General features: G+C 75.7%; 29 protein-coding genes. 16 read left to right on the top strand and 13 right to left on the bottom strand.

Annotation, left to right across the window (positions count from 1 at the left end; all coding sequences use genetic code 11):
• The 5 genes from RDV89_RS01650 to RDV89_RS01630 are packed head-to-tail and all read right to left on the bottom strand — an operon-like array spanning position 1 to position 3,729.
• On the bottom strand, positions 1–459 hold the full coding sequence (locus RDV89_RS01650; RefSeq protein ID WP_315730773.1) for a hypothetical protein: 459 nt from the start codon (positions 457–459) through the stop codon (positions 1–3).
• Complete coding sequence (locus RDV89_RS01645) at positions 452–1,606, bottom strand: molybdopterin-dependent oxidoreductase (protein WP_315730771.1); 1,155 nt, start codon at positions 1,604–1,606, stop codon at positions 452–454. Before RDV89_RS01645 ends, RDV89_RS01650 begins: the two co-directional genes overlap by 8 nt.
• 7 nt (positions 1,607–1,613) lie before the next feature.
• On the bottom strand, positions 1,614–2,294 hold the full coding sequence (locus RDV89_RS01640) for a class I SAM-dependent methyltransferase (protein WP_315730770.1): 681 nt from the start codon (positions 2,292–2,294) through the stop codon (positions 1,614–1,616).
• Positions 2,291–3,046, bottom strand: a complete 756-nt coding sequence (locus RDV89_RS01635; protein WP_315730768.1) for a TIGR04282 family arsenosugar biosynthesis glycosyltransferase — start codon at positions 3,044–3,046, stop codon at positions 2,291–2,293. The genes RDV89_RS01640 and RDV89_RS01635 overlap by 4 nt, the downstream gene beginning before the upstream one ends.
• Positions 3,043–3,729 carry a glycosyltransferase family 2 protein gene (locus RDV89_RS01630; protein WP_315730767.1) on the bottom strand — a complete coding sequence of 229 codons (687 nt, stop codon included), beginning with the start codon at positions 3,727–3,729 and terminating at the stop codon, positions 3,043–3,045. Before RDV89_RS01630 ends, RDV89_RS01635 begins: the two co-directional genes overlap by 4 nt.
• 71 nt (positions 3,730–3,800) lie before the next feature.
• On the opposite strand from RDV89_RS01630, the gene RDV89_RS01625 reads away from it, so the two are divergent.
• From RDV89_RS01625 to RDV89_RS01615, 3 genes are all read left to right on the top strand, one after another.
• On the top strand, positions 3,801–5,234 hold the full coding sequence (locus RDV89_RS01625; RefSeq protein WP_315730766.1) for a hypothetical protein: 1,434 nt from the start codon (positions 3,801–3,803) through the stop codon (positions 5,232–5,234).
• Between the two features lie 76 nt (positions 5,235–5,310).
• Positions 5,311–5,877, top strand: coding sequence for a dihydrofolate reductase family protein (locus RDV89_RS01620; protein WP_315730765.1), 567 nt, complete (start codon positions 5,311–5,313; stop codon positions 5,875–5,877).
• A gap of 21 nt (positions 5,878–5,898) precedes the next feature.
• Positions 5,899–6,945, top strand: a complete 1,047-nt coding sequence (locus RDV89_RS01615; protein ID WP_315730763.1) for a S66 family peptidase — start codon at positions 5,899–5,901, stop codon at positions 6,943–6,945.
• Here RDV89_RS01615 and RDV89_RS01610 read toward each other — a convergent pair.
• Positions 6,942–7,538: a hypothetical protein gene (locus RDV89_RS01610; RefSeq protein ID WP_315730762.1), complete on the bottom strand. Its 597-nt coding sequence runs from the start codon at positions 7,536–7,538 to the stop codon at positions 6,942–6,944. The genes RDV89_RS01615 and RDV89_RS01610 overlap by 4 nt on opposite strands.
• Positions 7,539–7,713: 175 nt before the next feature.
• Here RDV89_RS01610 and RDV89_RS01605 point away from each other — a divergent pair, with 175 nt between their 5' ends.
• Positions 7,714–8,994, top strand: coding sequence for an HNH endonuclease signature motif containing protein (locus RDV89_RS01605; RefSeq protein ID WP_315730761.1), 1,281 nt, complete (start codon positions 7,714–7,716; stop codon positions 8,992–8,994).
• Positions 8,995–9,029: 35 nt separating this feature from the next.
• On the opposite strand, the gene RDV89_RS01600 is transcribed toward RDV89_RS01605, so the two are convergent.
• Genes RDV89_RS01600 through RDV89_RS01590 form a run of 3 tightly spaced genes read right to left on the bottom strand, consistent with a single transcriptional unit; the run spans position 9,030 to position 11,228 of the window.
• Complete coding sequence (locus RDV89_RS01600; protein WP_315730760.1) at positions 9,030–9,272, bottom strand: hypothetical protein; 243 nt, start codon at positions 9,270–9,272, stop codon at positions 9,030–9,032.
• 55 nt (positions 9,273–9,327) lie between these two features.
• Positions 9,328–10,371 (bottom strand): NAD-dependent epimerase/dehydratase family protein, encoded by a 1,044-nt coding sequence (locus tag RDV89_RS01595; protein ID WP_315730759.1) that lies wholly within the window; start codon positions 10,369–10,371, stop codon positions 9,328–9,330.
• Complete coding sequence (locus RDV89_RS01590; RefSeq protein WP_315730758.1) at positions 10,371–11,228, bottom strand: S-methyl-5'-thioadenosine phosphorylase; 858 nt, start codon at positions 11,226–11,228, stop codon at positions 10,371–10,373. Before RDV89_RS01590 ends, RDV89_RS01595 begins: the two co-directional genes overlap by 1 nt.
• A gap of 48 nt (positions 11,229–11,276) precedes the next feature.
• Between RDV89_RS01590 and RDV89_RS01585 the strand changes: the two genes are divergently transcribed.
• The 6 genes from RDV89_RS01585 (at position 11,277) to rimI (ending at position 17,188) form a co-directional block, all read left to right on the top strand.
• A complete protein-coding gene (locus RDV89_RS01585; protein WP_315730757.1) occupies positions 11,277–12,716 on the top strand; it encodes an NAD(P)H-hydrate dehydratase in 1,440 nt (479 codons plus the stop codon).
• Positions 12,717–12,742: 26 nt separating this feature from the next.
• On the top strand, positions 12,743–13,984 hold the full coding sequence (gene alr, locus RDV89_RS01580) for an alanine racemase (protein WP_315730756.1): 1,242 nt from the start codon (positions 12,743–12,745) through the stop codon (positions 13,982–13,984).
• Positions 13,981–15,033, top strand: coding sequence for an alpha/beta fold hydrolase (locus RDV89_RS01575; RefSeq protein WP_315730755.1), 1,053 nt, complete (start codon positions 13,981–13,983; stop codon positions 15,031–15,033). The genes alr and RDV89_RS01575 overlap by 4 nt, the downstream gene beginning before the upstream one ends.
• The gene (gene tsaE, locus RDV89_RS01570) at positions 15,026–15,982 is read left to right on the top strand and encodes a tRNA (adenosine(37)-N6)-threonylcarbamoyltransferase complex ATPase subunit type 1 TsaE (RefSeq protein WP_315730754.1); all 957 of its coding nucleotides are present in this window, start codon (positions 15,026–15,028) and stop codon (positions 15,980–15,982) included. The genes RDV89_RS01575 and tsaE overlap by 8 nt, the downstream gene beginning before the upstream one ends.
• 70 nt (positions 15,983–16,052) lie before the next feature.
• Complete coding sequence (gene tsaB, locus RDV89_RS01565; RefSeq protein ID WP_315730753.1) at positions 16,053–16,706, top strand: tRNA (adenosine(37)-N6)-threonylcarbamoyltransferase complex dimerization subunit type 1 TsaB; 654 nt, start codon at positions 16,053–16,055, stop codon at positions 16,704–16,706.
• Positions 16,703–17,188, top strand: coding sequence for a ribosomal protein S18-alanine N-acetyltransferase (gene rimI / locus RDV89_RS01560; protein WP_315730752.1), 486 nt, complete (start codon positions 16,703–16,705; stop codon positions 17,186–17,188). The genes tsaB and rimI overlap by 4 nt, the downstream gene beginning before the upstream one ends.
• Before the next feature lie 11 nt (positions 17,189–17,199).
• Here the strand turns inward: rimI and RDV89_RS01555 are convergent, their stop codons facing one another.
• Positions 17,200–17,676 carry a hypothetical protein gene (locus tag RDV89_RS01555; protein WP_315730751.1) on the bottom strand — a complete coding sequence of 159 codons (477 nt, stop codon included), beginning with the start codon at positions 17,674–17,676 and terminating at the stop codon, positions 17,200–17,202.
• A 74-nt stretch (positions 17,677–17,750) separates the two neighbouring features.
• Between RDV89_RS01555 and tsaD the strand changes: the two genes are divergently transcribed.
• On the top strand, positions 17,751–18,797 hold the full coding sequence (gene tsaD / locus RDV89_RS01550; protein ID WP_315730750.1) for a tRNA (adenosine(37)-N6)-threonylcarbamoyltransferase complex transferase subunit TsaD: 1,047 nt from the start codon (positions 17,751–17,753) through the stop codon (positions 18,795–18,797).
• 36 nt (positions 18,798–18,833) lie between these two features.
• On the opposite strand, the gene RDV89_RS01545 is transcribed toward tsaD, so the two are convergent.
• Both RDV89_RS01545 and RDV89_RS01540 read right to left on the bottom strand, forming a co-directional pair.
• The gene (locus RDV89_RS01545; RefSeq protein WP_315730749.1) at positions 18,834–20,129 is read right to left on the bottom strand and encodes a hypothetical protein; all 1,296 of its coding nucleotides are present in this window, start codon (positions 20,127–20,129) and stop codon (positions 18,834–18,836) included.
• Positions 20,126–20,689: a SigE family RNA polymerase sigma factor gene (locus RDV89_RS01540; RefSeq protein ID WP_315730747.1), complete on the bottom strand. Its 564-nt coding sequence runs from the start codon at positions 20,687–20,689 to the stop codon at positions 20,126–20,128. Before RDV89_RS01540 ends, RDV89_RS01545 begins: the two co-directional genes overlap by 4 nt.
• Positions 20,690–20,852: 163 nt before the next feature.
• Between RDV89_RS01540 and RDV89_RS01535 the strand changes: the two genes are divergently transcribed.
• The 4 genes from RDV89_RS01535 to RDV89_RS01520 all read left to right on the top strand — a co-directional run bounded on the left by RDV89_RS01535 (position 20,853) and on the right by RDV89_RS01520 (position 24,435).
• Positions 20,853–21,959, top strand: coding sequence for an S-(hydroxymethyl)mycothiol dehydrogenase (locus RDV89_RS01535; protein WP_315730745.1), 1,107 nt, complete (start codon positions 20,853–20,855; stop codon positions 21,957–21,959).
• Positions 21,959–22,585, top strand: coding sequence for an MBL fold metallo-hydrolase (locus RDV89_RS01530; protein ID WP_315730744.1), 627 nt, complete (start codon positions 21,959–21,961; stop codon positions 22,583–22,585). The genes RDV89_RS01535 and RDV89_RS01530 overlap by 1 nt, the downstream gene beginning before the upstream one ends.
• An 83-nt stretch (positions 22,586–22,668) precedes the next feature.
• Complete coding sequence (locus RDV89_RS01525) at positions 22,669–23,154, top strand: SRPBCC family protein (protein ID WP_315730742.1); 486 nt, start codon at positions 22,669–22,671, stop codon at positions 23,152–23,154.
• 63 nt (positions 23,155–23,217) lie between these two features.
• A complete protein-coding gene (locus RDV89_RS01520) occupies positions 23,218–24,435 on the top strand; it encodes an acetyl-CoA C-acetyltransferase (RefSeq protein ID WP_315730741.1) in 1,218 nt (405 codons plus the stop codon).
• A gap of 16 nt (positions 24,436–24,451) precedes the next feature.
• Here the strand turns inward: RDV89_RS01520 and RDV89_RS01515 are convergent, their stop codons facing one another.
• Positions 24,452–25,642 (bottom strand): class I SAM-dependent methyltransferase, encoded by a 1,191-nt coding sequence (locus RDV89_RS01515; RefSeq protein ID WP_315730739.1) that lies wholly within the window; start codon positions 25,640–25,642, stop codon positions 24,452–24,454.
• A 242-nt stretch (positions 25,643–25,884) separates the two neighbouring features.
• Here RDV89_RS01515 and groES point away from each other — a divergent pair, with 242 nt between their 5' ends.
• Complete coding sequence (gene groES / locus RDV89_RS01510) at positions 25,885–26,181, top strand: co-chaperone GroES (RefSeq protein WP_315731506.1); 297 nt, start codon at positions 25,885–25,887, stop codon at positions 26,179–26,181.
• Positions 26,182–26,248 lie beyond the last annotated feature (67 nt).

Raw genomic sequence — 26,248 nt, 5'->3', positions numbered from 1 at the left:
TCACAGCTCATTTTCGCTCGCAGCCCCCGTGGGGCCGGGCGGGGCCCTCCGCCGGCGCGCCGCCGCGACCAGGACGGCCACGAGCACGCCGACCGCCAGCGCCGCGACGAGCACGCCCCAGCCGGCCAGGTAGGGACGGTCGAGCAGCGTCGGGTTGTCCTCGAGCGCCCCGAACCGCCCGAGCACCGGCACGGCCGCCAGCGTCACCGTGGCGAGCGCGACGGCGGCCGCGGCCACCGGCGGCCGGGCGAGGGACGGCACCGCGCGGGGCAGGGCCCAGCCCGCCGCGACGGCCAGGGGCGCGAGCACGAGGTCGTGCACGACGATCCCGACGGCCGCCCAGGTCGCGACCTCGAGGACCTGCGCGCTCTCCTGGCGCGAGAGCAGGAGCACGACGCCGTACGCGGCCACCAGCACCCCGACGACACCGAGGCCGACCCGCACCACCCGCTCAGTCATCGACGACCTCGATCCGGGCCAGCCACTTGGTCTGCAGCACGCCGGGCCGGTTGGGCGCGATGAGGCGCACCGGGTAGCCGTGGTCGAGGTCGAGCGGCTCGCCCGCCAGCTCGAGGGCCAGCAGGGTGCGGTCGTCGTCGACGAAGTTGCCCGGCAGGCGGGTGCGCCGGAACGGGCCGGACTCCTGGAGCGAGGTCAGCACCACCGCCGTGCCGGCTGGGGCGTCGACCAGGGCCAGCACGTCGCGCAGCCGGACGCCGCCCCACGTGCCGCTCGCGCTCCAGCCCTCGACGCACGCGATCGGCAGCGTCTCGCGGCGCTGCGGCAGCGCCGCGAGCTCGTCGAGCCCGAGCCGCACCGTGGCGTCGCCGTGCACGACCTCGAGGCGGTACGCGGGGTCCGCGGCCACCGTGCGTACCCCCGCGCGCTCCGCCGACGTGTTCACCGGGACGCCGCCGGGGCCGTCGCCCGAGCGCACCCCGAACACGGAGACGCGGCGCAGCCAGGGCACAGCGCTGCCCGCGGTGGACAGCAAGGCGAGCGCGGCGGCGCCGGCCGTCACGCCGAGCAGGCCTCGCCGGCTCAGGGCCCCCGCCCGCGTGGCGGTGGGACGATCGAGGGCCGCGGACTCGACGTCGGCGCCGAGGGCGGAGCGGATGACGGGCAGCTTGACCGCGACGTGCAGCACGAGCGCGCCGATCGCGACCCAGGCAATGGCGTAGTGGGCGGTGCGGAAGGAGAAGGACTGCCAGGGGTACCAGCGCGCCGCGTTGGCCAGCCCGGTCGCGAGCTGGAAGACCGCCGACCCCACCAGCACGGCGATCGAGCCCCGCTCGGCCAGCTCGAGCAGCACCCGTCGCGACGGGCCGAGGGGCCGCAGCAGGCGCGGCTGCACGCTCCACAGCTTGACCAGCAGCAGCGGCACGCAGGCGACGCCGGTGAACACGTGCAGCCCCTGGGTGACGCGGTAGCCCCACGCCGGGGAGGTCGGGAACGGCACGGCCGGCCGCGGCAGCTGCGCCCAGTGGCTGACCAGCCCGGTGACGAAGCAGACGGCGAAGCAGATCCCGAGCCAGACCCCGACCCGGGCAGCGATCGCGGGGCTGCGCAGGCGGGACGTGAACGACGCCTCGGTGGGCACCCTCACGGGTGGCTCACCGGCGCACCAGCACCGCGGTCCAGCGGTCGTCGGCGGTGACCTGGAGCGTCCGCAGCTCGAAGCCGGTGGCGGCGGCCAGCTCCTCGATCACGTCGGCGCCCACGACCGACCACCGGAACGGCCGGCTGATGTCGTCGCCGCAGCGCAGCCGCGCCCAAGTGGTGCTGAGGCCGACGCCGGGCGGGGCCAGGTCGACCACGACGCGTCCGCGGCGCTCGAGCAGCTCACGCACCCGGCCGAGCAGCGCGGCCGGGTCGCCCCCGATCCCCACGTTGCCGTCGGCGAGCAGCACCGTGGTCCAGCGACCCTCGTGGGGCAGCGCGTCGAACACGTCGGCCTGCACGGCCGCGACGGTGGAGCTGCGGGCGCTGGAGGCGGCTTCGGGGACGACGTCCATGGCCAGCACGTCGTGGCCGCGCGCGGCCAGCGCGGCCGCCATCCGACCGGGCCCGCAGCCCACGTCGACGGTGACGCCCTCGCAGAGGTCGAGCACGAGCAGGTCGGACTTCTGGGCGGGCCGGCGCCACTCCTCGACGGGCAGCGGGTCGCCGGGGCTCGCGGCGTCGGCCTCCCCGGCGGGTCCGGTGGGGTCGACGCCCTCGGCGTACCCCACCACCTCGCACGGCGAGCCCTGCAGCGCCTGGGCGAACAGGCGGGTGAACGACACCTCGGTCACGCGGCACCACCTCCTCGCTGCTGCTCGGTCGCCCGGGGCGTCTCGGTCGACTCGAAGTGGTTCGGGGCCGCCTGCCGGCCGGATGGGCGGGCGTGGGCGGCACGCCACGCGCGGGCGAAGCGCGTGGCGGGCGCTGCGGCGGCCACCTCGCGGGCGTCCTCGACCTCGTCGACGTCCACCAGCGAGGGCGCCTCGCCCACGCTCAGCCCCGCGGCCTCGAGGGCCCGGCGGGTGGCGGCGCAGGTGTCGGCGGTCGACATCGGCACGCCCCGCAGCGCGGCCGCCGCGGCCGGGTCGCGCAGCGCCAGCGCCCACCAGCCGCCGTCGGTGGCGGGGGCGAGGACGGCGTCGTGGTCGGCCAAGCCGGCGGCCACGGCCTCGAGCAGCGCGGGGGTGACCTGGGGGGTGTCCATCCCGATCTGCACGACGGGGCCGGGCACGTCGGCGTGGGCGGCGGCGAGGCGCTCGTCGAACCCCTCGCCGCGCTGCCCCCGCACGGTCCAGCCCGCCAGCGCTGCCCGCAGCGCCGCGGCGTCCGTCTCCGGGACGTCGGCGAGGTCGCCCGCGAGGGCGACGTGGCGCCGCTCGCGGGGGGCGTACGCCTCCGCTGCCGCCAGCGTGTCCAGCAGCGCCGCGGCAGCGAGACCGGCGGCGGCGTCCATGCCCACGTCGGCGCCGAGGCGGGTCTTGGCCAGCCCGGGCACCGGGGCCTTCGCCACGACCAGGACGTGCGCGGGGACCGCGGCCCTCACGAGAGCACCTTCCAGAAGTCGCGTGCGGTGCGGACGGTGCCGCGCACCGAGCCCGACACCTTGGAGCGGGTGCCCGCGGCGCGGGGCAGGTAGGGCACGTCGTGCTCGCTGATGCGCCAGCCCGCGCGTACCGCCCGGTCGACCAGCTCGGCGGGGTAGCCGAAACGGCGGTCCTCCACGCCCAGCTCGAGCAGCGCCTCGCGGCGGCAGACCCGCACGGCGCCGAGGTCGCGCAGCGTCGAGCCCGCGCGGTGCCGCAGCCAGCCGACGACCAGGGCGTTGCCGGCCCGCGCGTGCCAGGGCCAGACGCCGCGTCCGACCGGGCGGCGACGGCCGACGGCGAGGTCGGCCCGGCCGGAGCGCACGTCGGCCAGCAGCGGGAGCAGCGAGTCGGGGTCGAAGGAGCCGTCGCCGTCCATGAACGCGACGTACTCACCCCGGGCGGCCAGGAGCCCGGCGTGCACGGCGGCGCCGTAGCCGGCGACCGGCTCGGCGACGACCTGTGCGCCCAGGGAGCGGGCCACGTCGGCGGTGTCGTCGCTCGAGCCGTTGTCGACCACGATCACCGAGAACCCCGTGGGCACGCGGGGGAGCAGGTCGCGCAGCGCGGGCCCCTCGTCGCGGCAGGGGAGGACCAGGTCGCAGCCACCGGACGGCGCGGAGGGGGGTGTGCCCGGGGTCATGGGGCCCAACAGTAGGTGGACGGTGGGAGACGCAGCGGTGACGTTGCGGCGACCTGCCTAGGGTGAGCGGGATGGCCGAGCGAGCGACGACGACGTCCGAGACCCCGACGGAGCCCGCTGCGGGCGGTCGGGGCGTCCCTGCCGCGGCCCTCGTCGGCCTGGTCGCCGCGTCGTTGCTGGTGGCTGCGGCCTTCGCGGTGCCGCCCCTGTTCGACTGGCAGGTCTGGGCGCGCTCGGAGCGGGCGCAGGCGGCCCTCGGCCACCTCCCGCCGGTGCACGGCGTGTGGCAGCCCGGCCTGGGCGTCGGCACGATCCCGGCGCTGCTGATCGCGGTCGCGGGGGTGGTGTGGGGTCCGCGGCTGGCGGCGCGGGTGAGCTGGTCGGGCCTGCTGGCGGGGGCGTACGCCGTCGCCCTGGCGTGGCTGTTCGCCCTCGCGCTCGTCGACGGGGAGAGCGGCCTGACGCGCAAGCTGGGCGCGGACGACGAGTACCTGCCCACCGCGCGCTCCGTCGACGACGTCGGCGCCTTCCTCACCGGCTTCGTGGACCGCATCCCGCAGGGCTCCGAGGGCCAGTGGCCCACGCACGTCGCCGGCCACCCGCCCGGCGCCACCCTGTTCTTCGTCGTGCTGGACCGGATCGGGCTCGGCGGCGACCTCGCGGCGGCGGTCGTCGTCGTCGCGCTGGCCGCCACCCTGCCGCTGGCCGTCCTCGTGACCCTGCGGGCCCTCGACGCCGAGGGCGCCGCGCGCACCGTGGCGCCGTTCCTGGTGCTGACCCCGGCGGCGGTCTACCTGGGCGTCTCCGGCGACGCCGTGATCGCCGTCGTCGTCGCCTGGGGGCTGGCGTGCCTCGCGCTCGGCGCGCGGGCGGGCCGCGCGCCGTCGCGCCGGTGGCTGCCGCTGCTGGCCTGGTCGGCGCTCGCGGGCGTGCTGCTGGGCAACGGCGTGTTCCTGTCCTACGGGATGCCGCTGATCGGCCTGGTCGCGGTGGCGGTGCTGGTGGTGGCCCGGTCCTGGCGGCCGCTGCCCGTCGCCGTCGTCGCGGCGCTCGGGGTCACCGGGGCGTACGCCCTCGGCGGCTTCGCGTGGTGGGAGGCCTACCCCGTGCTCGTCGAGCGCTACTGGGACGGCCTGGCCTCCGACCGCCCGATGACCTACTGGTGGTGGGGCAACCTCGCCGCGCTGCTCGTCAGCGCCGGCCTGGCCGTGGGCGCGGGCGTCGGCGCGTGGGCCGCCCGGGTCGGCGGCGCCCTGCGCGTCCGCACCGCCGGCGGACCCGACGCGCGGGCCCTGCTGTGGCTCGGCGGCGCCGGGCTGGCGTGCGTCGTCGGCGCCGACGTGTCCGGCATGAGCAAGGCGGAGGTCGAGCGGATCTGGCTGCCGTTCGTGCCGTGGCTGACGCTGACCCTCGCCCTGCTGCCGGCGCGGTGGCGTACGCCCGCGCTCGCCCTGCAGGTGACCGCGGCGCTCGTGGTGCAGCACCTGCTCTACACGAGCTGGTGATCCCTCCCGGGCGACCGATGAGAAGCCGCGCCGCGGCGGGTCGGTCCCCTGGACCACGACGACGAGGGAGGGCGAGATGAGACCGCTTCGGTACTCGATCAACGTGACGCTGGACGGCTGCTGCCACCACGAGGCGGGGGTGGCGCCCGACGAGGAGTCGATGGCGTACTGGACGGCGGAGATGAGCCGCGCCGACGCCCTCGTGCTGGGCCGGGTGACCTACCAGATGATGGAGGCGGCCTGGCGTCGTCCGGCCTCGGGGGACTGGCCCGACTGGATGGACGAGGGCGACCGGCAGTTCGCCGAGGCCATCGACCCGGCCCGCAAGCACGTCGTCTCGAGCACGCTGGACGAGGTCGACTGGAACGCCGAGCTGGTGCGCGGCGACCCGGTGGAGGCGGTGCGGCGCCTCAAGGAGGAGCCCGGCGAGGGGCTCTGGGCGGGTGGCGTGACCCTGCCGCTGGCGCTGGCCGACGCGGGGCTGATCGACGAGTACGAGCTCCTCGTCCACCCCGTCCTGGCCGGGCACGGCCCCACCCTGCTGGCGGGGCTGCGCGAGCGCGTCCGGCTCGAGGTCGTCGAGCGCCGCGAGCTGCGCTCGGGCGCGGCCGTCGTGCGGTTGCGGCCGGTGCGGGTGGGGTGAGGGGCCCGCTACCTTGACCGGATGGAGCCGCTGACCCGTCCGCCCAAGGCGCGGCCCGGTGACCGCGTCGCCGTGCTGTCGCCGTCGTACGCCGCCCCGGGCGCCGCGCCCGCGGTGCACGAGCAGGCGATGCGACGCCTCGTCGAGCTGACCGGTCTCGTGCCGGTGGAGTACCCGACCACCCGCCGGCTCGGCGCCAGCGCCGCGGAGCGTGCGGCCGACGTCAACGCGGCGTTCGCCGACCCGAGCATCCGCGCGGTCCTCTCGACGGTCGGCGGCGAGGACCAGATCACCGTCGTGCCGCACCTCGACGCCGACGTCGTGCGCGCCGACCCCAAGCCGTTCCTCGGCTACAGCGACAACACCAACCTGCTGAGCTGGCTGTGGACCCAGGGCGTCGCCGGGTTCTACGGCGGCTCCACGCAGGTGCACCTCGGCCCGGGACCGAGCGTTGACGACGTGCACGCCCGCTCGTTGCGCGCCGCCCTGCTGACCGGGGAGCGGCTCGAGCTGTCCGAGCCGGGGGAGTCGGAGGACGTCGGCCACGACTGGCTCGACCCGCGCGCACTGACCGAGCACGGGGAGCGGGAGCCCACCGAGCCGTGGACGTGGGCGGGGCCCGCGCGCTCGGTCACCGGACCGACCTGGGGCGGCTGCGCGGAGGTCCTGCAGTGGCTCCTGACCGCAGGTCGCTTCCCCGACGACCCGACCGTGCTCGACGGCGCGGTGCTGCTGGTCGAGACGTCGGAGGAGCTGATCCCGCCGCGGGAGCTCGGCTGGATCCTGCGCTCGCTCGGCGAGCGCGGGCTGCTCGCGGCGGTCGACGCCGTCGTCGCCGCCCGCCCGCCCACCTCCGGCTTCACCGACCGCCCGGACCGCGACGAGCGACGTCGGCGCCGCGAGGCCCAGCGCGACGTCGTGATCGACGTCGTCGGTCGCTACAACCCGCAGGCGCCGGTCGTCGTCGGCCCGCCCTTCGGACACACGCGTCCGCAGTGGATCGTCCCGTACGGCGGCACCGTCACGGTGGACGGCGCCGAGCGCCGGCTCTGGGCCGACTACTCCTAGTCGCCCCAGGGTCGGAAGGGCTCGACCGGCGGCTGCTCCGTGCGCCCGCCCAGGAAGCAGATGAAGTGCGCCAGGCCGACCTCCTGCTGCAGCTGAGCGGCGATGTCGAGCCCCTCCGCCCGCCAGCGCGCGTCGCCCGGGGCGCCGTCGAGCGCGCGACCCTCGCGTCGCCACTGCCGGATCCGCCAGCGGGTGTTCGCCGAGGCGGCCAGCTGCTGGATCGGGACCCGCTCGAGACGCTCGGCGCGACGACCCACGCGCCTGGCCAGGTCCGCCTCCCCGCCCTCGAGCGCCAGGAGTGGGCACCCGGTGCGCAGGCCACTTGCTCGCCAGACCTCGTGGTCGTCCCCGAGCTCCAGCTGCATCAGGCGCGCGACCTCGAGGGAGCGGACCAACTGCCGCCGGCGCTCGTCGGCCGGTCGCGGGCTGCAGTCGCCGTCCTCGTCGTCGCGCCACTGTGCGATCTGTTGCTGCACCGACTCGCTCAGCCCGAGCTCGTCAGGCTCGACCGGGCCGACGTCGTCCCATCCGGGGCCGGTCATCCACAGGGCTTCGCCGCAGCAGTTGTCCCACCGCACGTCGACGTACGCCATCGCTGCCTCCGGGCCGTCCGGCCCCGCGAGTCGGCCTCGCCCGCCCCTCGGCGCCGTTGGCCGAGTACGCCAGGATGCGGCAGGACCAGGGCGGTGCACCACCTGTTTTCGTGCCTCTCCACACAGACAGTTCCGCCCGGGCGGAACTGTCGGTGGCTCCTGGTTGAGTGGGTCCATGGCAGGGGGAACGGGGACCTTCTCGCCGGGATCGGGGCATCCGGTGCTGGCGGCGATCGGGCGCGCCGACGAGCACGTCGGGGACGCGCTCGAGCTCGGGCTGCTGACGCTCGGTGAGGTGGACGCGCGGTCGGCGTTGGTGGCTGCGCAGCAGCTGATCAGCCGCGCGACGGGACTGGTCGCCGAGCTGGCCGCCCGTGGCGATGAGCTGCAGGTGGGTCGGGCGGATGGGTCGCCGTCGACGGCGGTGTGGTTCGCGAACGCGACCGGGGTCACGCGGGGTGAGGCGCACCGGGTGCTGCGGGTGGGCGGTGCGTTTGAGCGGTACGTACGTGTGGCCGCGGCCGCCGCAGCCGGCGCCGTGTCACTCGACCAGGCCGACGTGATCGTGCGAGCGCTGGATGCGTTGCCGGACGAGGTCGACGCCGACACCGTCCGGCATGCCGAGCAGGTGCTCGTCGACAACGCCGGCCGGTTCGATGCGTTGGCGTTGCGCAAGCTCGGCAAGCGCATCCTCGACGTGGTCGCACCCGAGGTCGGCGAGGCCCACGAGGCCCGTCTGCTCGCAGCCGAAGAACGGTCCGCCATGGCCGCCGCGTCGCTGACGCTGCGCGACCTCGGCGACGGACGCACCTCGATCCGGGGCATCCTGCCGACCCTGCACGCCGAGATGCTCGGGAAAGCGCTCGACGCCTACGCGACACCGGGCCACAAGAACGCCAGCCCCGACGAGGGGGACCGGTTCGTGACCGGGGTGGCCTCGCCGCTGCGCCGCGGGGAGGCGTTCGTCGAGCTCATCGAGGCCCTCGACGCCCGCGACCTGCCCGAGGTCGGTGGCACGAACGCGACCGTCGTCATCAATCTCGACCTGGACGCCCTGCTGCGCGACCTGGGCGTGGCCACGTTGGACACGGGCGGACGGATCAGCGCCGCTGAGGCTCGGCGCTTGGCGTGCTCGGCGAATCTCGTGCCGGCCGTCCTGGGCGGCGGCAGCGAGGTATTGGACCTCGGCCGGGCCCAGCGATACCACTCCAAACCGCAACGGCTGGCGATCGGCCTGCGGGACAAGACGTGCGTGACCGACGGTTGCGACCGACCTGCCCACCAGTGCCAGGTCCACCACTGGACCCTCTGGTCCGCCGGCGGTGGCACCTCGACGAAGGACGCCGGACTCCTGTGCGGCCACCACCACCGCAAGGTCCACGACCCCCGCTACGAGACCCGTCGCACCCGACATCCCCTCGGCCACATGAGCGTCCGATTCGTCCGACGCTCCTAGGCCGACGGCTGTCGGGGCCGATCAGCGGCGCGCCGTCAGCCGGCCCGCCGCTCCGCCTTCCGGCGCTCCTTCTCCTCGGCCTTGCTGCGGATGCCGGGATACATCGCGTACATCCCCAGCCCGAACAGCAGACCGGCCACGACCGCGACCAGCAGGGTGACCACCACCGGCCCGTCGGCGATGAGCAGCTGCAGAGCGCCGAACACCACCGTGAAGACCACGATCTGGAAGGCGGCGAGCTGCCCGCGGGTCATCGTCAGGATCGGCGGTCGGGGCACGTGGTCTCCTCCTGCTCGCGCGTCGGTAGGTCGGTGGACAGAAGGGGTGGAGCGCTCAGCGCAGCGGCGCGGTCGCGAACTCTGCCAACCCGTCCTCGGGCCTGACTTCGGCGCGGAAGCCCAGCTCACGCTCGGCCAGCTCGGGCGAGGCCACGATGTGCCGCACGTCGCCGGGTCGGAACTCGCCGGTCACCTCGGGGGAGATGCCGCGGCCGGTGCCCGCGGCGACGAGCTCGGCGACCTCGCGGATGGCGACCGGGCGGCCGGACGCGACGTTGTACGCCCGCCAGTCGCCCGCGTCGGCGGCCGCCACGGCCTCCAGCGCCCGCACGTTCGCCCGGGCCACGTCGGCGACGTGCACGAAGTCGCGCACCTGGGTGCCGTCCTCGTAGACGCGCGGGGCCTCGCCGCGCTCCAGCGCGGAGCGGAACATGGCCGCGACCCCGGAGTAGGGGGTGTCGCGGGGCATGTGCGGGCCGTAGACGTTGTGGTAGCGCAGGGCCACCGCGGCGGCTCCCGCCTGCCGCACCCACGAGGCGGCGTAGTGCTCCTGCGCGGCCTTGCTCGCGGCGTACGCCCCGCGCGGCGCCAGCGGCGCGTCCTCGTCGATGGTCGCCCACGCCAGCGCACCGGCGCAGCGGGGGCAGCGGACCTCGAAGTCCCCGGCCTCCAGGGCGGCGACCGGTCGGGGCGGCGGGGTCACGTCGCCGTGCTCGGCGCAGCGGTAGCGGCCCTCGCCGTAGACGACCATCGACGAGGCCAGCACCAACCGGTCCACGCCGACCGTGTGCATCGCTGCGAGCAGGACGGCGGTGCCGAGGTCGTTGTGCGAGGCGTACTCCGGGAGGTCGGCGACCTTCACGCCCGCGCCGACCACCGCGGCCTGGTGGCACACCGCGTCGGCGCCGCGCAGCAGGTCGGTCCAGGCGTCCGCGTCGCGGACGTCGCGCAGCAGGACGTCGGGCGGCAGCGGGGCGTCGTCGCCGTGGGCCTGCGGCAGCATCACGTCCACGCCGACCACCTCGTAGCCGGCCTCGGTCAGCGCCGTCGCCACCGCGCCGCCGATGAACCCGGCGGCTCCGGTGAGGACCACGCGCATCAGGCGCGCCCCCCGCCGGACACGCCGCCCGCGGAGCCGTCCGGCACCTCGTAGGTCAGGTCGATCCCGTCGGCCCAGTTCGAGCACGAGCAGCCGTCGGGGTCGGGCAGGCGCTCGATCGTCGCGGTGAGCAGCCCGCGCAGGCGGTCGAGGTTCTCCTTGAAGCGGGCGAAGACCTCGGCCTGCCCGACGCCGGCCCCGTCCTCGGCGCCCGCGTCCATGTCGGTGACCAGCGCGATCGCGGCGTAGCACTGCTGCATCTCGCGGGCCAGCACCGCCTCGGGGTGGCCGGTCATGTTCACCAGCGTCCAGCCCTGGTCGGCGTACCAGCGCGACTCCGCGCGCGTCGAGAACCGCGGCCCCTCGATGACCACCATCGTGCCGCCGTCGACGATGCCGCGCTCCGCGCCGCCGCCGGTCGCCTCGCCGGCCCCGAGCACCGCGCCCCGCACGCCGGAGCAGTAGGGGTCGGCGAACGGCAGGTGCACCGCCCCGGTCTCGACGTAGGACTGCACCCGCCCCGTCGTGCGGTCGACCAGCTGGTCGGGCACGACGACGTCGCCGGGCACGACCTCGGGCCGCAGGCCGCCGACGGCGCACGGCGCCAGGACCTGCCGCACGCCCAGCGAGCGCAGCGCCCACAGGTTGGCGCGGTGGTTGATCCGGTGCGGCGGGAACTCGTGGTGGGGGCCGTGGCGCGGGACGAACGCGACGCTGCGCCCGGCGACGGTGCCGATCGCGATCGGGGCCGACGGGTCGCCGTACGGCGTCGTGACCTCCACCTCGTGGGGGTCGTCGAGGAAGGCGTAGAAGCCGGTGCCGCCGATGACCGCGATGTCCGCGCGCTGGTGCTCCATCCCGCCACCCTGCCAGGGCGCGTGTAGTCCCCGCCCTAGGGTGGAGCCATGCGCGCAGCCCACACGGAGGCCCAGGTCCGCGACGCCGAGGCCGCCCTCGCGAGCACGCTCGCCGACGGCGCGCTGATGCAGCGGGCGGCGACCGGGCTGGCGTACGCGGTGCTCGGGCTCCTCGGTGGCGCCTACGGACGGCGGGTCGTGCTGCTCGTCGGCTCCGGCGCCAACGGCGGCGACGCGCTGCACGCCGGCGCCCTGCTGGCCCGCCGCGGCGTCGCGGTCGAGGCGGTCCTGCTCTCCGAGGCGGTGCACGCCGAGGGCCTCGCCGCCCTGCGCGCCGCGGGTGGCCGCGACCGCGGCTGGGACGGCACGGGTCCGCGCCGGCTGCCCGACGTCGTCGTCGACGGCATCGTCGGCATCGGCGGTCGCCCGGGCCTGAAGCCGGACGCGGCGGCCGCGCTGGCGGCGTACGCCCCGGAGGACGACACCGGCGCGCGTCCCGTGCAGGTCGTCGCCGTCGACGTGCCGAGCGGCGTCGAGGTCGACACCGGCCGGCTCCCCGACGGCGCCCACGTCCGCGCCGACCTGACCGTCACCTTCGGCACCCACAAGGTCGCCCACCTCGTCGACCCGGCCTCGCCGGCGTGCGGTGCGGTGCACCTCGTCGACATCGGTCTGGGCCCGCACCTCCCGCCCGCGGACGTCGTCGCGCTGCAGGCCGACGACGTCGCCGCGCTGCTGCCGCGGCCGGGACGCGCGGCGCACAAGTACACCCGCGGTGTCGTCGGCGTGCGCGCCGGCTCGGGCCGCTACCCGGGGGCGGGCCTGCTCGCCGTCGCGGGTGCGGCCAGCGGACTGGCGGGGATGGTGCGCTACGTCGGCGACCCGACCGTGCTCGACCGGGTCCGCGAGGCGCACCCCGAGGTGGTCGGGGTCGGGCGCGTGCAGTCGTGGACGGTCGGCTCGGGTGGGGACAACCGCGCGGGCGCCGCCCTGCGGGCCGCGCTGGCCGACGAGGTGCCGCTGGTCGTCGACGCCGAGGCGCTGCGCCACCTCGACGCCCCGGTGCGCGCGGAGGACGGCTCCTCCGTCCCCGCCGTGCTCACGCCCCACGCCGGTGAGCTCGCGTCGCTGCTGGGCGTCGAGCGGGCCGACGTCGAGGCCGACCAGCTGGCGTACGCCCGCCGCGCGGCGCAGCGCTACGACACCGTGGTCCTGCTCAAGGGCCCGCACAGCCTCGTGGCGCACCCCGACGGCCGGGTCCGGGTCAACACCACCGGTCCGTCGTGGCTCGCCACCGCGGGCGCCGGTGACGTGCTCGCGGGCCTCGTCGGCGCGCTGCTCGCGACGGGCCTGGACCCCTTCGACGCCGCCGCCGTCGGCTCGTGGCTGCACGGGGCGGCCGCGACGTACGCGAGCCAGGGCGGCCCGATCGTCGCCTCCGACGTCGCCGACGCGGTCGGCGAGGTCGTCCGGTCGCTGCTGGCCTGAGCGCGGACCCTGCCAGAATGTGCGCCATGAGTGCCCCGTCGCGTCCCGAGGTCGTCGTCGACCTCGCGGCGGTGCGGCGCAACGTCCGCACCCTGCGTGCCCGGGTCGCACCGTCGGCGATGATGACGGTGGTCAAGGCGGACGGCTACGGCCACGGGATGGTCGAGGTCGCCCGGGCCGCGCGGGCGGCCGGCGCCGACTGGCTCGGCGTCGCCACCCCGGCCGAGGCCCTCGCCCTGCGGGCCGCGGGCGACACCGGCCGGGTGCTGTGCTGGCTGACGATGCCCGGCGAGGACCTGGCCGCGCTGGTCGCCGCCGGCGTCGACGTCACCGCGTACTCCCCGGCGGACGTCGACCTCGTCGTCGCCGCGGCGCAGGCCGCTGACGTCCCCGCGCGGCTGCAGCTCAAGATCGACACGGGCCTGCACCGCGGCGGCGCCCTCGCGGAGGACTGGCCGGCGCTCGTGCGCGCCGCGCTCGTCGGCGAGGCCGCCGGTGCCCTGCGCGTGACCGGCATCTGGTCGCACCTGGCCGCCTCGGAGGACTCCGCGCACCCGGCGAACGACGCGCAGGAGGCGGCGTTCGTCGAGGCCCTCGCCCACGCCGAGGAGGCCGGCCTGCGCCCCGAGGTGCGCCACCTAGCGAACTCGGCCGCGGCGCTGCTGCGCCCGAGCGCCCACTTCGACCTGGTGCGCTGCGGGATCGCCACCTACGGCATCGACCCGGCCCCCGACGTCGCCGAGGGCGACGTGCCGGGCGGTCGCCCGGACCTCGTGCCGGCGATGACGGTGCGCGCCCCGCTCGTGCTGACCAAGCGCCTGCAGCCCGGTGACGGCGTCTCCTACGGCCACACCTGGGTCGCCGACCGGCCCACGACCGTCGGGCTGGTGCCGCTCGGCTACGGCGACGGTGTCCCGCGGCACGCGGCCGCCGGGGTCGGCTCGCCGGACGCCGCCGAGGTGTGGGTGGACGGACGCCGGCGCCCCGTGCGCGGCCGGGTCTGCATGGACCAGCTCGTCGTCGACCTCGACGGCGACGAGCCGGAGGCCGGTGCCGAGGTCGAGCTGTTCGGCACCGGTGAGCGGGGCGCGCCCACCGCGCTGGACTGGGCGAGGGCCTGCGGCACCATCGACTACGAGATCGTCACCCGCCTGCGGGGCCGCGCGCTGCGCCGCCACGTCGGCGTCGAGCCGGGCCCGGACGAGCCGGGACCGGACGAGCCGGCCGGGGACGAGCGGACCGGGACCCACGACGGAGGACACGCATGAGGCTGCGCAACGCCGTGCTCGCGATCGCTGCGGGCGCGACCGGCGCCGCGCTGGCCGGCGCAGCGGCCGGGGTGGCCCACCAGCGACGCGTCATCGCGCACCGCGACGCCGGCGAACGGGTGGCGTTCGGGTCGCTGCGCTCGCCGGCGCTGACCGTCGTGGCCGACGACGGCGTGCCGCTGCACGTCGAGGTCGACGAGCCGGCGCCCCGCGTGGACGGCGCGACCGCGCCGGCGCCGACCGTGGTGTTCGTGCACGGGTACGCCCTCAACCTCGACTGCTGGCACTTCCAGCGCGCCGCCTACCGCGGTCAGCTGCGCACCGTCCTCTACGACCAGCGCTCCCACGGCCGCTCGGGACGCTCGACCGAGGAGCACGCGACCATCGAGCAGCTCGGCTCCGACCTCGCGCGGGTGCTCGAGGAGGTCGTGCCCGAGGGGCCGGTCGTCCTCGTCGGTCACTCGATGGGCGGGATGAGCGTGATCGCGCTCGCGGAGTCCCACCCCGAGCTGTTCGGGGACCGGGTGGTCGGGGTCGCGCTGATCTCGACCACCGCCGGCGGGCTGGAGCCGCACCGCGTGCTGGTGCCGATGGTGCCGCGCACGCTCGGCGGCCAGGTCGCCGTGCGGGTCGTCGCCGCGCTGGCCCGCGGCCACCGGGTCGTCGAGGGGTTCCGCAGGATCGGCCGCCCGCTCGCGCTCGTCGCCACCGACCAGTTCGCCTTCGGCAGCGACGTGCCCGAGCGCTACGTCGCCTTCGTCGACGAGATGCTGAGCCGCACGCCGTTCGACGTGCTGGCCGACTTCTTCCCCGCCTTCGGCGGCCTCGACAAGTTCGCGCTCCTCGATGCGTTGGGCACCGTGCCGACGACCATCGCCTGCGGCACGAAGGACCGGATCACCGCCATCGGGCACAGCCGCAAGCTGCACGCGCACATCGAGGGCTCCCGCCTCGAGGAGTTCGAGGACGCCGGCCACATGGTGATCATGGAGCGCCACGCGGCCGTCAACGAGCTGCTCGACGACCTGATCGAGGCCGCCGTTGCCTGAGACCTCCGGGGCACCGCCCGAGGTGACGGTGCGCGTCGTGGGCCCCGAGGCGGCCGACGAGGTGTACGCCGTGGTGCACGCCGCCTTCGCCGCCCGCCCGCCGCTGGACCCGCCGGCCGACGCCCTCGCCGAGACGCCCGCGACGATGGCCGACGCGCTCGCGACCGGCGGCGGCATGGTGGCCGAGTCGGACGGTCGGGTCGTCGGCGCGCTCGTGCTCGACCCGGTCGACGACCTGCTGTGGGTGCGCCGCTTCGGCGTCCTGCCGACGTGGCAGGAGCACGGGGTCGGGGCACGGATGGCGGCCGCGGTCGTGGCCCACGCCGGCGACCGGCCCGTGGCGGTGCTGGCCCGCCCCGAGCTCCCGCGCTCGCTGGCCTTCTGGGAGCACCACGGCTTCGTCGAGGTCGACCGTCCCGCCCCCTACGTGCAGCTCGTGCGGCCCGGTACGCCGCCCGTCCCGACGACGGTGGCGGTGCCCGACGCCACCGCGATGCGGGCGCTCGGCAGCGGTCTGGCGCGGCGGCTGCGGGCCGGGGACCTCCTGGTGCTCACCGGAGGCCTCGGAGCCGGCAAGACCACCTTCACCCAGGGCCTGGGGGAGGGTCTGGGCGTGCGTGGCGGCATCACGTCGCCCACGTTCGTGATCGCCCGCGTGCACCCCTCGCTGGCCGGCGGTCCCGCGCTCGTCCACGTCGACGCGTACCGCCTCGGGGGCGTCGCCGAGCTCGACGACCTCGACCTCGACACCTCCCTCGACGAGGCCGTCACCGTCGTGGAGTGGGGCGCCGGCGTCGTCGAGCAGCTCGCCGAGAGCCACCTCGAGGTCGTGATCGAGCGCGCCGTCGCCGACGACGCGGCGGTCGAGGGGGCCGAGGGAGCCGACGGCGTCGAGGGAGCCGACGAGCGGGTGGTCCGCCTGGTCGGCCACGGGCCACGCTGGGCCTGACCCGCGCGAGTCCGCCCCGCGCGGCGACCGCGGCCGTCGTACACCGCCCCGGGTGACCTAACCTCGTCGCGTGCTGCTCTCCTTCGACACCGCCACGCCGCGCGTCGTCGCGGCGGTCTACGACCCCGACGAGGACCGCGTGCTCGCCTCCGGGGTGGCCGAGCGGTCGATGCAGCACGGCGAGCAGCTCGCCCCGCTGATCGCGTCCTGCCTGGAGCAGGCCGGCCTCGACCGTCGCGACCTGACGGCGATCGCGGTCGGCGTCGGACCCGGTCCGTTCACCGGCCTGCGGGTCGGGCTGGTCACGGCCCGCACGCTGGCGCACGTGCTCGACCTGCCGACGTACGGCGTCTGCTCGCTCGACGTCCTCGCCGTCGAGGCCGTCGCCACCGGCGCGGTCGCGGAGCCCTTCCTGGTCGCCACCGACGCCCGGCGCAAGGAGGTCTACCTGGCCTCCTACGACGCCGACGGCCACCGTCTCGAGGGTCCGGTCGTCGCCCGGCCGGCCGACGTGGCAACGGCGGCGCCGGTCGTCGGCGCCGGTCCCGGCCTCTACCCCGACGCGTTCACCCGTGCGGTCGGTCCGACCGCGCCCGACGCCGGCTGGCTGGCCCGCGCGGTCGCCGGCGAGCACGTCGAGCTGCTGGACCCCGAGCCGCTCTACCTGCGGCGCCCCGACGCGGTCGCCGCCGCCGAGCGCGCCCCGGCGAAGCCCGTCTCGTGAGCCCGGCGGCCCACCCGCCGCGCCTGCCGCACCCGCCCGCCCGACTGCGTCCGGCGGTGCCGGGGGACCTCGACGCCCTGGTGGCGCTCGAGCGCGAGCTCTTCGGGCCCGACGCGTGGTCGCCGGCGCTCGTGGGCGCCGAGCTGGACGCGGCCGCGGGCCGATGGGTGCTCGTGGCCGAGGTCGCGGGGCAGGTGGCCGGGTACGCCGTCCTCGCCGTCTCCGACGACGTCGCCGACCTGCTGCGCATCGGGGTCGCCCCGGGTGCCCGGCGGACCGGCCTGGCACGGCGGCTGCTGGCGGCGGGCACCGAGGCCGTCGTCGGCGCGGGTGCGGACCGGATGCTGCTCGAGGTGAGCGCCACGAACGCACCGGCCACCGCGTTCTACGCCGCCGCGGGGTTCCGGGAGATCCACCGCCGCCCGCGCTACTACCGCGACGGCGCCGACGCGCTTGTCCTCCAGCGGAGGCTGCCCGCCTGAGCGGCGGCGCGTCACCACCCCAGGTGGTCGTCCTTCGAGCGCACCTCGACGTGCGGCGAGCCGACCCGGGTGAACCGCACCCGCATCCACGGCACCCATGCGTCGGCGTCCCGGCGTTCCCACACCGCGGCCATGGTGTCGGCGCCGGTGAAGGTGAGCACCGCGCGCGCTCCGGGGAGGTCGTTGCGGTAGCGGCCCTCGTCGTCGAACCAGCCCTCGGAGCGGCCGACGTCGCCGTCGGCCTCGTAGGCCACCTGGTCGATGGAGGTCGCGTCGCGCGGCGTGAGGACCTCGAGCGTCTCCCTGCGCTCGCCGAAGATCCGCACGTCCACGCGGTGCACCAGGTGCCGCCGGCCGGGGAACCACTCGTAGACGTCGAACCCGCGCCACGACTGCCCGTCGTGCTCCCCGCCGTCCTCGACGACGCCCTCGGTGCGCCAGGTCCCGACGAGGCGGTCCATCCGGTCGTGCAGGCTCGCGTCGCTCATGGGCGGAGCCTGACGCGCCGGGACGGGTCGGGGCAACCACCACGACCGCGTCGGCCGGACGGCACAATGGACCGGTGAGCACCGACGCGCCCCTCGTCCTCGGCATCGAGACCTCCTGCGACGAGACCGGCGTGGGCATCGTGCGGGGCACGACCCTGCTGGCCGACGAGGTCGCGAGCAGCGTCGAGGAGCACGCCCGCTTCGGCGGCGTCGTGCCCGAGGTCGCCAGCCGTGCCCACCTCGAGGCGATGGTCCCGACGGTCGAGCGGGCCTGCGCGACGGCAGGGGTGCGGCTCGCCGACCTCGACGCCGTCGCCGTCACCAGCGGCCCCGGCCTCGCCGGCGCCCTGCTGGTCGGAGTGGCCAGCGCCAAGGCCCTCGCACTCGGCCTGGGCAAGCCGCTCTACGGGGTGAACCACCTGGCCGCGCACGTCGCGGTCGACCAGCTCGAGCACGGGCCGCTGCCCGAGCCGTGCATCGCGATGCTCGTCTCCGGCGGGCACTCGAGCCTGCTGCGGGTCACCGACCTGACGGCCGGGGTCGACCCCATGGGCGCCACCATCGACGACGCGGCGGGGGAGGCCTTCGACAAGGTCGCCCGGCTGCTGGGCCTGCCGTTCCCCGGGGGACCGTACGTCGACCGCGCCGCCCGCGAGGGCACCGTCACGATCGACTTCCCCCGCGGCCTGACGAGCCGGCGCGACCTGGAGCGGCACCGCTTCGACTTCTCGTTCTCCGGCCTCAAGACCGCCGTGGCCCGCTGGGTCGAGGCGAAGGAGCGGGCGGGGGAGCCGGTGCCGGTCGCCGACGTGGCCGCCTCGTTCCAGGAGGCCGTCTGCGACGTGCTCGTGCGCAAGGCCCTCGACGCGGCCACCGCCGAGGGCGTCGAGGACCTGCTCGTCGGCGGGGGCGTCGCCGCCAACTCGCGGCTGCGCGCCATGATCGTCGAGCGCGCCGACCGCGTCGGTGTGCGGGTGCGGATCCCGCGGCCCGGGCTGTGCACCGACAACGGGGCGATGGTCGCCGCGCTCGGGGCCGAGATGGTGGCGCGCGGGCGTACCCCCTCGGCCCTCGACCTGCCCGCCGACTCCTCCCAGCCGATCACGACCGTCCTGGTCTGAGGCCCGGCCCGGCCCGAGCCGGACCGGGCCCGCGCCTCACCGCGGCAGGTACCGCTCGCCGCCGGTGTCGAACGCCGGGTCGAAGTCGAGCACGTCGACGGTCTGCTCCACCGTCCCGGCCGCGAGGTCGATCCGCAGCAGGCCGTAGCGGCGCTCGCCGTCGACCGGCTGGGAGGCCGCGACGACGAACGACGTCGGCGACTCCCACACGGCCTCGGAGAGCATCCCCTGCTCCTCGGTCGTCGTCAGGTTGGCGACGACCTCGCCGGTGCGGGCGTCGAGGACCTGCGAGACGAGGAGTCCCGCGCCGTCCCCGTTGGCCGGGCCGGCCAGCACGAAGGTGCCGTCGGGGCTGAACGCCTCGAGGGTGGCGTCGCAGGTCGGGCCCCAGACGACGGCGCCGTCGACGGTCGAGACGACCGAGGAGCAGGTGCTGATGTCCGCCTCCCGCAGGGTGAACGACGCGTACGCCTCGCCCGACGGCGACGCGCCCAGCGCCATCTCCTCGCCGAGCCCCGTGACCGTGCCGTCCTCGGCCATCCGCACCACGCGCACGCCGGCGCCGTCGGAGATCTCGAGGACGACCTCGCCGTCGGTGATCGTGAGCGGGGTGGCGATCGGGAGGGCCTGGCCGCCGGGCTCGGGGGCGACGGGCGTACGCCACCGCTCCTCGCCCGCCGCGTCGGCCACGACGACCTCGAGGGCCGTCCCGTCGGACTCGACCCAGGCGACGTCACCGGTGCCGGCGTCGCGGGCCACCTGCGCGGTCACGAAGCTGCCGTCGGGCTCCAGGCCGTCCTCGACCACGGTGCCGTCGGGGTCGAGGCGGACGAGCGTGTACTCGCCGCCGGTGCCGGGGTCGACGGCCGCCAGCCATCCGTCCTCGAGCGGCACGACGGCGCCGACGCCGCTGATCCCGACCTCGCCGGGCACGGCGTACTCCCCGCCACCGGGCAGGCGCAGCACGCCGTCGACGGTGTAGGGCACCGTAGGTCCGTCCCCGGGCTCCGCCCCGAGGACGTCGATTTCCAGGTCCTGGCCGTACGTGACGTCGTCGGGGTCGTCGGTCCCGTCGGGCCGGGGCGTGTCGGTGACCGCGGGCGGTGCCGGTCGCTCGTCGGTGCCGGCGACGGTCAGCGCGAACGGCGCGGCCACCGCGAGCACGACGGCCGCCGCGGCGCCCCCCGCGAGGGCGACCCGGCGGTTCCGGATCCGGCGGGCCCGGCCGCGCACCGCGTCGAGGGAGATGCTGGCGCCGGCGACGTCGTCCGCACGCCGGTCGAGCGCGCCGGACAGGGTGCGTCCGACCTGGTCGTCGTTCGGGGTGCTCATCGCTGCTCCTCCCGGGGCTCGGTGTCGGTGGGCGCGAGGGCCTCGGGGGTGCGCTCGCGCAGGGCGGCGAGCGCGCGGCTCGCCTGGGACTTCACGGTCCCGGTCGAGACGCCGAGGGTGGCGGCGATCTCCGCCTCGCTCAGGCCCTCGTAGTAGCGCAGCACGATCACCGCGCGCTGCTTGCGGGGCAGGGTCTGCACGAACTCCCACATCCGGGCCGAGGTGCCGTCGTCGTACGCGTCGTGGTGCGGCGCCGCCTCCGGCACCTCGTCGGTGCTCGACTCGTGGCGCTTCCACGCGCGGCGCCACAGCGAGTTGTGCTCGTTGACCAGGATCCGGCGGACGTAGCCGTCCACCGAGCCGCGTGACTCGACGCGGTCCCACGCCAGGTAGAGCTTCGCCAGCGCCGTCTGCACCAGGTCCTCGGCGGTGTGGCGGTCGCCGCTGATCAGGTACGCCGTGCGCAGCAGGCTGGCCTGCCGCGCCTCCATGTAGTCCGCGAACTCCTCGTCGCGGGTGCGGCGCCGTGGAGTCGTCATCGTCGCTCCCGTCGTCGGCATCGCTCTCACCTCCATCCTGTCGCGACCAGGACGCGGTCGGCCAGGGATCGGTTGCATACGGCCCCGGCGTCCCCGCCACCCGGGGGCCGACGCCGCGTCAGCCCCCGGGCGATACGTTCGTCCCACGACGATCGGGCCCCGCCCGGGAAGAGGGAGAACGCTGATGCACGAGGTCAAGGCGGTCGTGGCGAAGTCGGTCAAGGAGCCGGTGAGCCTGGAGACGATCCTGGTGCCGGACCCGGGTCCGGGCGAGGCGCTGGTGAAGGTGCAGGCGTGCGGGGTCTGCCACACGGACCTGCACTACCGCGAGGGTGGGATCAACGACGAGTTCCCGTTCCTGCTGGGTCACGAGGCCGCCGGGGTCGTCGAGGCGGTCGGCGACGACGTCACCACGGTCGCGCCCGGCGACTTCGTGGTGCTGAACTGGCGTGCGGTGTGCGGTGACTGTCGCGCGTGCGACCGCGGCGAGCCGCAGTACTGCTTCAACACGCACAACGCGACCCAGAAGATGACGCTGGCCGACGGCACGCCGCTCTCGCCGGCGCTGGGCATCGGTGCGTTCGCGGAGAAGACGCTGGTGGCGGCCGGGCAGTGCACGAAGGTCGACCCCCAGGCGCGCCCGGCGGCGGTCGGGCTGCTCGGTTGCGGCGTGATGGCCGGCATCGGTGCGGCGATCAACACCGGCAACGTCTCGCGCGGCGACGTGGTGGCCGTGATCGGCTGCGGCGGCGTCGGCGTGGCGGCGATCGCCGGCGCGGCGCTGGCGGGTGCGGGCGCGATCATCGCGGTCGACATCGACCCCAAGAAGCTCGAGGCGGCGAAGGCGCAGGGTGCCACGCACACCGTGAACTCCTCGGAGACCGACGCGGTCGAGGCGATCAAGGCGATCGCGGCGGCGAGCGCGGGCCACGCCGGCGCGGACGGCGCCGACGTGGTGATCGACGCGGTGGGTCGCCCCGAGACGTGGGAGCAGGCGTTCTACGCCCGCGACCTGGCCGGCACGGTGGTGCTGGTCGGCGTGCCGACCCCGGACATGAAGGTGCCGCAGATCCCGCTGATCGACGTGTTCGGTCGGGGCGGCTCGCTGAAGTCGAGCTGGTACGGCGACTGCCTGCCCTCGCGCGACTTCCCGATGCTGGTCGACCTCTACCGCCAGGGCCGCCTCGACCTCGACGCGTTCGTGACCGAGGAGATCGGCATCGAGGACGTCGAGGCCGCGTTCGAGAAGATGCACCACGGCGACGTCCTGCGCAGCGTGGTGGTCCTCTGATGGCCGCGCGCGTGGACCACGGCGTCGTCGCGGGCACCTTCTCGCTCGACGGCGAGACGCACGAGGTCGACAACAACGTCTGGGTGGTCGGCGACGACAGCGAGGTCGTCGTCATCGACGCACCGCACGACGTCGACGCGATCCTGCAGATCGTCGGCGACCGCACCGTCCGGGCGATCGTGTGCACGCACGCCCACGACGACCACGTGCGCGTCGCGCCCGCCCTGCGCGAGCGCACGGGCGCGCCGATCCTGCTGCACCCCGACGACCGACCGGTCTGGGAGCTCACCCACGGCGGTCCCGACGACGCCGACGGCGAGCTCTGGGACGTCGACCTCGCCGACGGGCAGACGATCGAGGTCGCCGGCACGTCGCTGCAGGTGCTGCACACGCCGGGCCACGCCCCGGGCGCCGTGTGCCTGTACGCCCCCGAGCTCGGCGCGGTCTTCACCGGCGACACGCTGTTCAACGGCGGGCCGGGCGCCACCGGCCGCTCGTTCTCCGACCGCCCGACGATCGAGGCCTCGATCCGGGCGCGGCTGTTCGAGCTGCCCGACGCCACCGTCGTGCACACCGGGCACGGCGACGACACGACGATCGCGGCGGAGAAGGCCAACCTGGCCTGACGCCGCACGTCACGCACCACCCGCGCGGGCGGGTCGCTCCGGGGACCGGGGCGGCCCGCCCGCGGCGCGTACGCTCGGTGACCGTGACCGAGCGCATCGAGACCACCCGCGTGATCGCGGCTCCCGCGAGCGCGATCTACGACGTGCTCACCGACCCCGAGGGCCACGTCGACATCGACTCCTCCGGCATGCTGCAGGCCGCGACGGGTCGGCGGCCCCGGGTCGTGGGCGACACCTTCGTGGTGCACATGGACCGGGAGGCGCTGGGCGACATCCCCGACCTGCGCGACTACGACGTCACCGTCGTGATCGAGACGCTCGAGCCCGACCGCGAGGTCGCGTGGAGCATCATCGGTCGGGTCCGGCCGCCGATCGGGCACGTCTACGGATACCGGCTCGAACCGGCCGAGCCCGGCGAGGACGGCCGTGAGCGCACGCTCGTGACCAGCTACTACGACTGGTCGGGAGCGCGCGACGACTGGAAGAAGGTGTTCCCGGTCGTCTCCGAGCAGCACCTGCGGGGCACGCTCGGGATCCTCGCCCGCACCGTGCGCCGCCGAGGTGCTTGACGGCCCCGGCGCCCTGCTGGACGCTGCCCTGAGCCAACCATCCCCGACACCGACGAGGTCCCCGTGCCCGAAGCCGTGATCGTGTCCACCGCCCGCTCCCCGATCGGCCGGGCCGGCAAGGGTTCGCTCAAGGACATGCGCCCCGACGACCTCGCCGTGCAGATGGTCGAGGCGGCCCTCGCGCAGGTGCCCGAGCTGGACCGCGCCGACATCGTCGACCTCGCCCTCGGCGTCGGCCAGCCCGCGGGCGAGGCGGGCTTCAACCTGGCCCGCGCCGTCGCCGTGCTGGCGGGCATGGACCACCTGCCCGGCGTGACCGTGAACCGCTACTGCTCCTCGAGCCTGCAGACCACCCGGATGGCGTTCCACGCCATCAAGGCGGGCGAGGGCGACGTGTTCCTCTCCGCGGGCGTCGAGACCGTCAGCCGCTTCGGCAACGGCTTCGCCGACCTGCCGGACGCCCAGAACCCGCGGTTCGCCGACGCCGTGCGGCGCACCGACGAGCGCGCCCGGGGCGGTGCGGAGACCTGGCGCGACCCGCGCGAGAGCGGCGAGCTGCCCGATCTCTACATCGCGATGGGCCAGACGGCGGAGAACGTCGCGCAGAAGCTCGGCATGAGCCGGGAGGAGCAGGACCGCTTCGGCGTGCGCAGCCAGAACCTGGCCGAGCGGGCGATCGCGGACGGCTTCTGGGCCACCGACATCATGCCCGTGACGCTGCCCGACGGCACCGTCGTCTCCACCGACGACGGGCCGCGGGCGGGCACCACCTACGAGGCCGTCAGCCAGCTGAAGCCGGTCTTCCGGCCGGACGGCACCGTGACCGCCGGCAACGCCTGCCCGCTCAACGACGGCGCGGCCGCCCTGGTCGTCATGAGCGACACGAAGGCGAAGGAGCTGGGCCTGACCCCGCTGGCGCGGATCCTCTCGACCGCGGTCACCGGCCTCTCGCCCGAGATCATGGGTCTCGGGCCCGTGGAGGCGATCCCGGCCGCCCTGCGCCACGCGGGCCTGGCGCTCGACGACGTCGATCTCTTCGAGATCAACGAGGCATTCGCGGTGCAGGCCCTCGGTTCGGCCCAGCTGCTCGGGATCGACGTCGACCGGCTCAACGTCAACGGCGGCGCCATCGCCGTCGGCCACCCCTTCGGCATGACGGGCGCGCGCATCACGAGCACCCTCATCAACTCCCTGCGCCACCACGACAAGCAGATCGGCGTGGAGTCGATGTGCGTCGGCGGCGGGCAGGGCATGGCGATGGTGCTCGAGCGGCTCTCCTGAGCCGCGCTGGTCGCTCTCAGACGGGCCGGACGAGCAGCGCGGTGCCCTCGCCCCCGACCCGGGTGAGCACGACGGTCGCCTCCTCGCTGCCGCGCAGCGCGAGGCGCTTGCGCAGCTGCTCGGGCACGACGTCGACGCCCCGCTTCTTGATGGTGAGGCGCCCGACCGCCCGCTCGCGCAGGGCGGCGCGCAGCTGCTTCTCGCGGTAGGGGAGCTCCTCGAGCACCTCGTACGTCGTCGCGAACGGCGTGCGGAAGCCCTCGTCGGAGACGACGTACGCGATGTGCTCGTCCAGCAGCCCGCCCTCGACGCTGCCGGCCACGGCGGTCACGAGACCGGCGCGGATGACGGCGCCGTCGGGCTCGTAGAGGTAGCGGCCCACGGGGCGTACCGGCCGCTCGGCCGCTCCGTCCCAGGGGTCGTCGGACTCCGTCAGCGTCGCGAGGCCCTCGGTGCCGAGCACGGTCGCCCGGCGCCGGGCGACGGCGAGGTGCGGCGACCACAGCACGGCCTCCTTGACGTCGCCGCGCTCGCTGACCCACTCGGCCTCCACGCCGTCGGGCACCAGGTCGTGGGGGAGGCCCGGTGCGAGCTTCGCGACGCTGGGCCGACCCGCGAGCAGACCGGTCACGAAGTCCCACGAGGGCACCCAGGCCGAGGCGTCGAAGACGCGGCCGCGGCCGTCGCGGCGGGCCGGGTCCACCGTCGCGACGTCGAACGCGTCCAGCGCCAGCGTCGTCGCGTCGGCCACGGTCGCGGCGCCCTCCAGCCCCAGCGCCGCCAGGTTGGCCTCGGCGATCGCGACCCGCACCGGGTCGAGGTCGACCCCGGCCGCGACCAGTCCGGCGCGGGCCAGGGCGAGCAGGTCGCCGCCGATCCCGCAGCCGAGGTCGACCACCGCGCCCGGCCGGGCGGCGGCGAGCCGCGCGGCGCGGTGGTCGGCGACCCGGCGCCGGGTCGCCTGCTCGAGGCCGTCGGGGGTGAAGTACATCCGCAGGGCGTCCTCGCCGAACTTGGCGACGCCGCGGACCCGCAGCCCCACCTGGGTCAGCGCGGCCGCCGCCCGCTCGGGGTCGGGCTCGGTGCGGCGCACGGTCGCCGCCGCGCGGACGGGGTCGCCGTCGGCGTCCGCGTACGCCCTCGCCGCCACCTCCAGCAGCGTGCCGCCGTCGGGCGTGAGCAGCCAGCGCAGCGTCGCGAGGTCCATGGGCGCATCCTTCCAGTCGCGTCGGACGCCGTCCCCGCGCGGTCGGGTCCGGACACTTCTGGCACTCGTTCGGGCGGAGTGCTAACGTCGGCGCTGGCACTCTCCCCTGGAGGGTGCCAACGTCGACGATGACGGCGCGGCCCCCGCGACGGCGTGCCCGAAACGGCGACGACCCAACGCCCCGTCGGGCGGCACCCGCCGTCCGCACATTCGGATCCGCACGGAAAGTGGAGGTCGACATCGTGTCGGTCAACATCAAGCCCCTCGAGGACCGCATCGTCGTCAAGCCGCTCGACGCCGAGCAGACCACGGCGTCCGGTCTCGTCATCCCCGACACCGCGAAGGAGAAGCCCCAGGAGGGCGAGGTCCTCGCGGTGGGCGCGGGTCGCTGGAACGAGGACGGCGACGAGCGCATCCCGCTCGACATCTCGGTCGGCGACAAGGTCATCTACAGCAAGTACGGCGGCACCGAGGTCAAGTACGCGGGCCAGGAGTACCTGATCCTGTCCGCCCGCGACGTCCTCGCCATCGTCGGCTGACGAACTGGCATCCCGCCCGGCAGCGTTGGGCCCGCTCGACGACCCGCTCCGCTGGAGGTCGCCTCCG

This window comes from Nocardioides imazamoxiresistens, assembly GCF_032378595.1.
Lineage (GTDB): Bacteria > Actinomycetota > Actinomycetes > Propionibacteriales > Nocardioidaceae > Nocardioides > Nocardioides imazamoxiresistens.
This window is presented reverse-complemented; position numbering and strand designations above follow the sequence as displayed.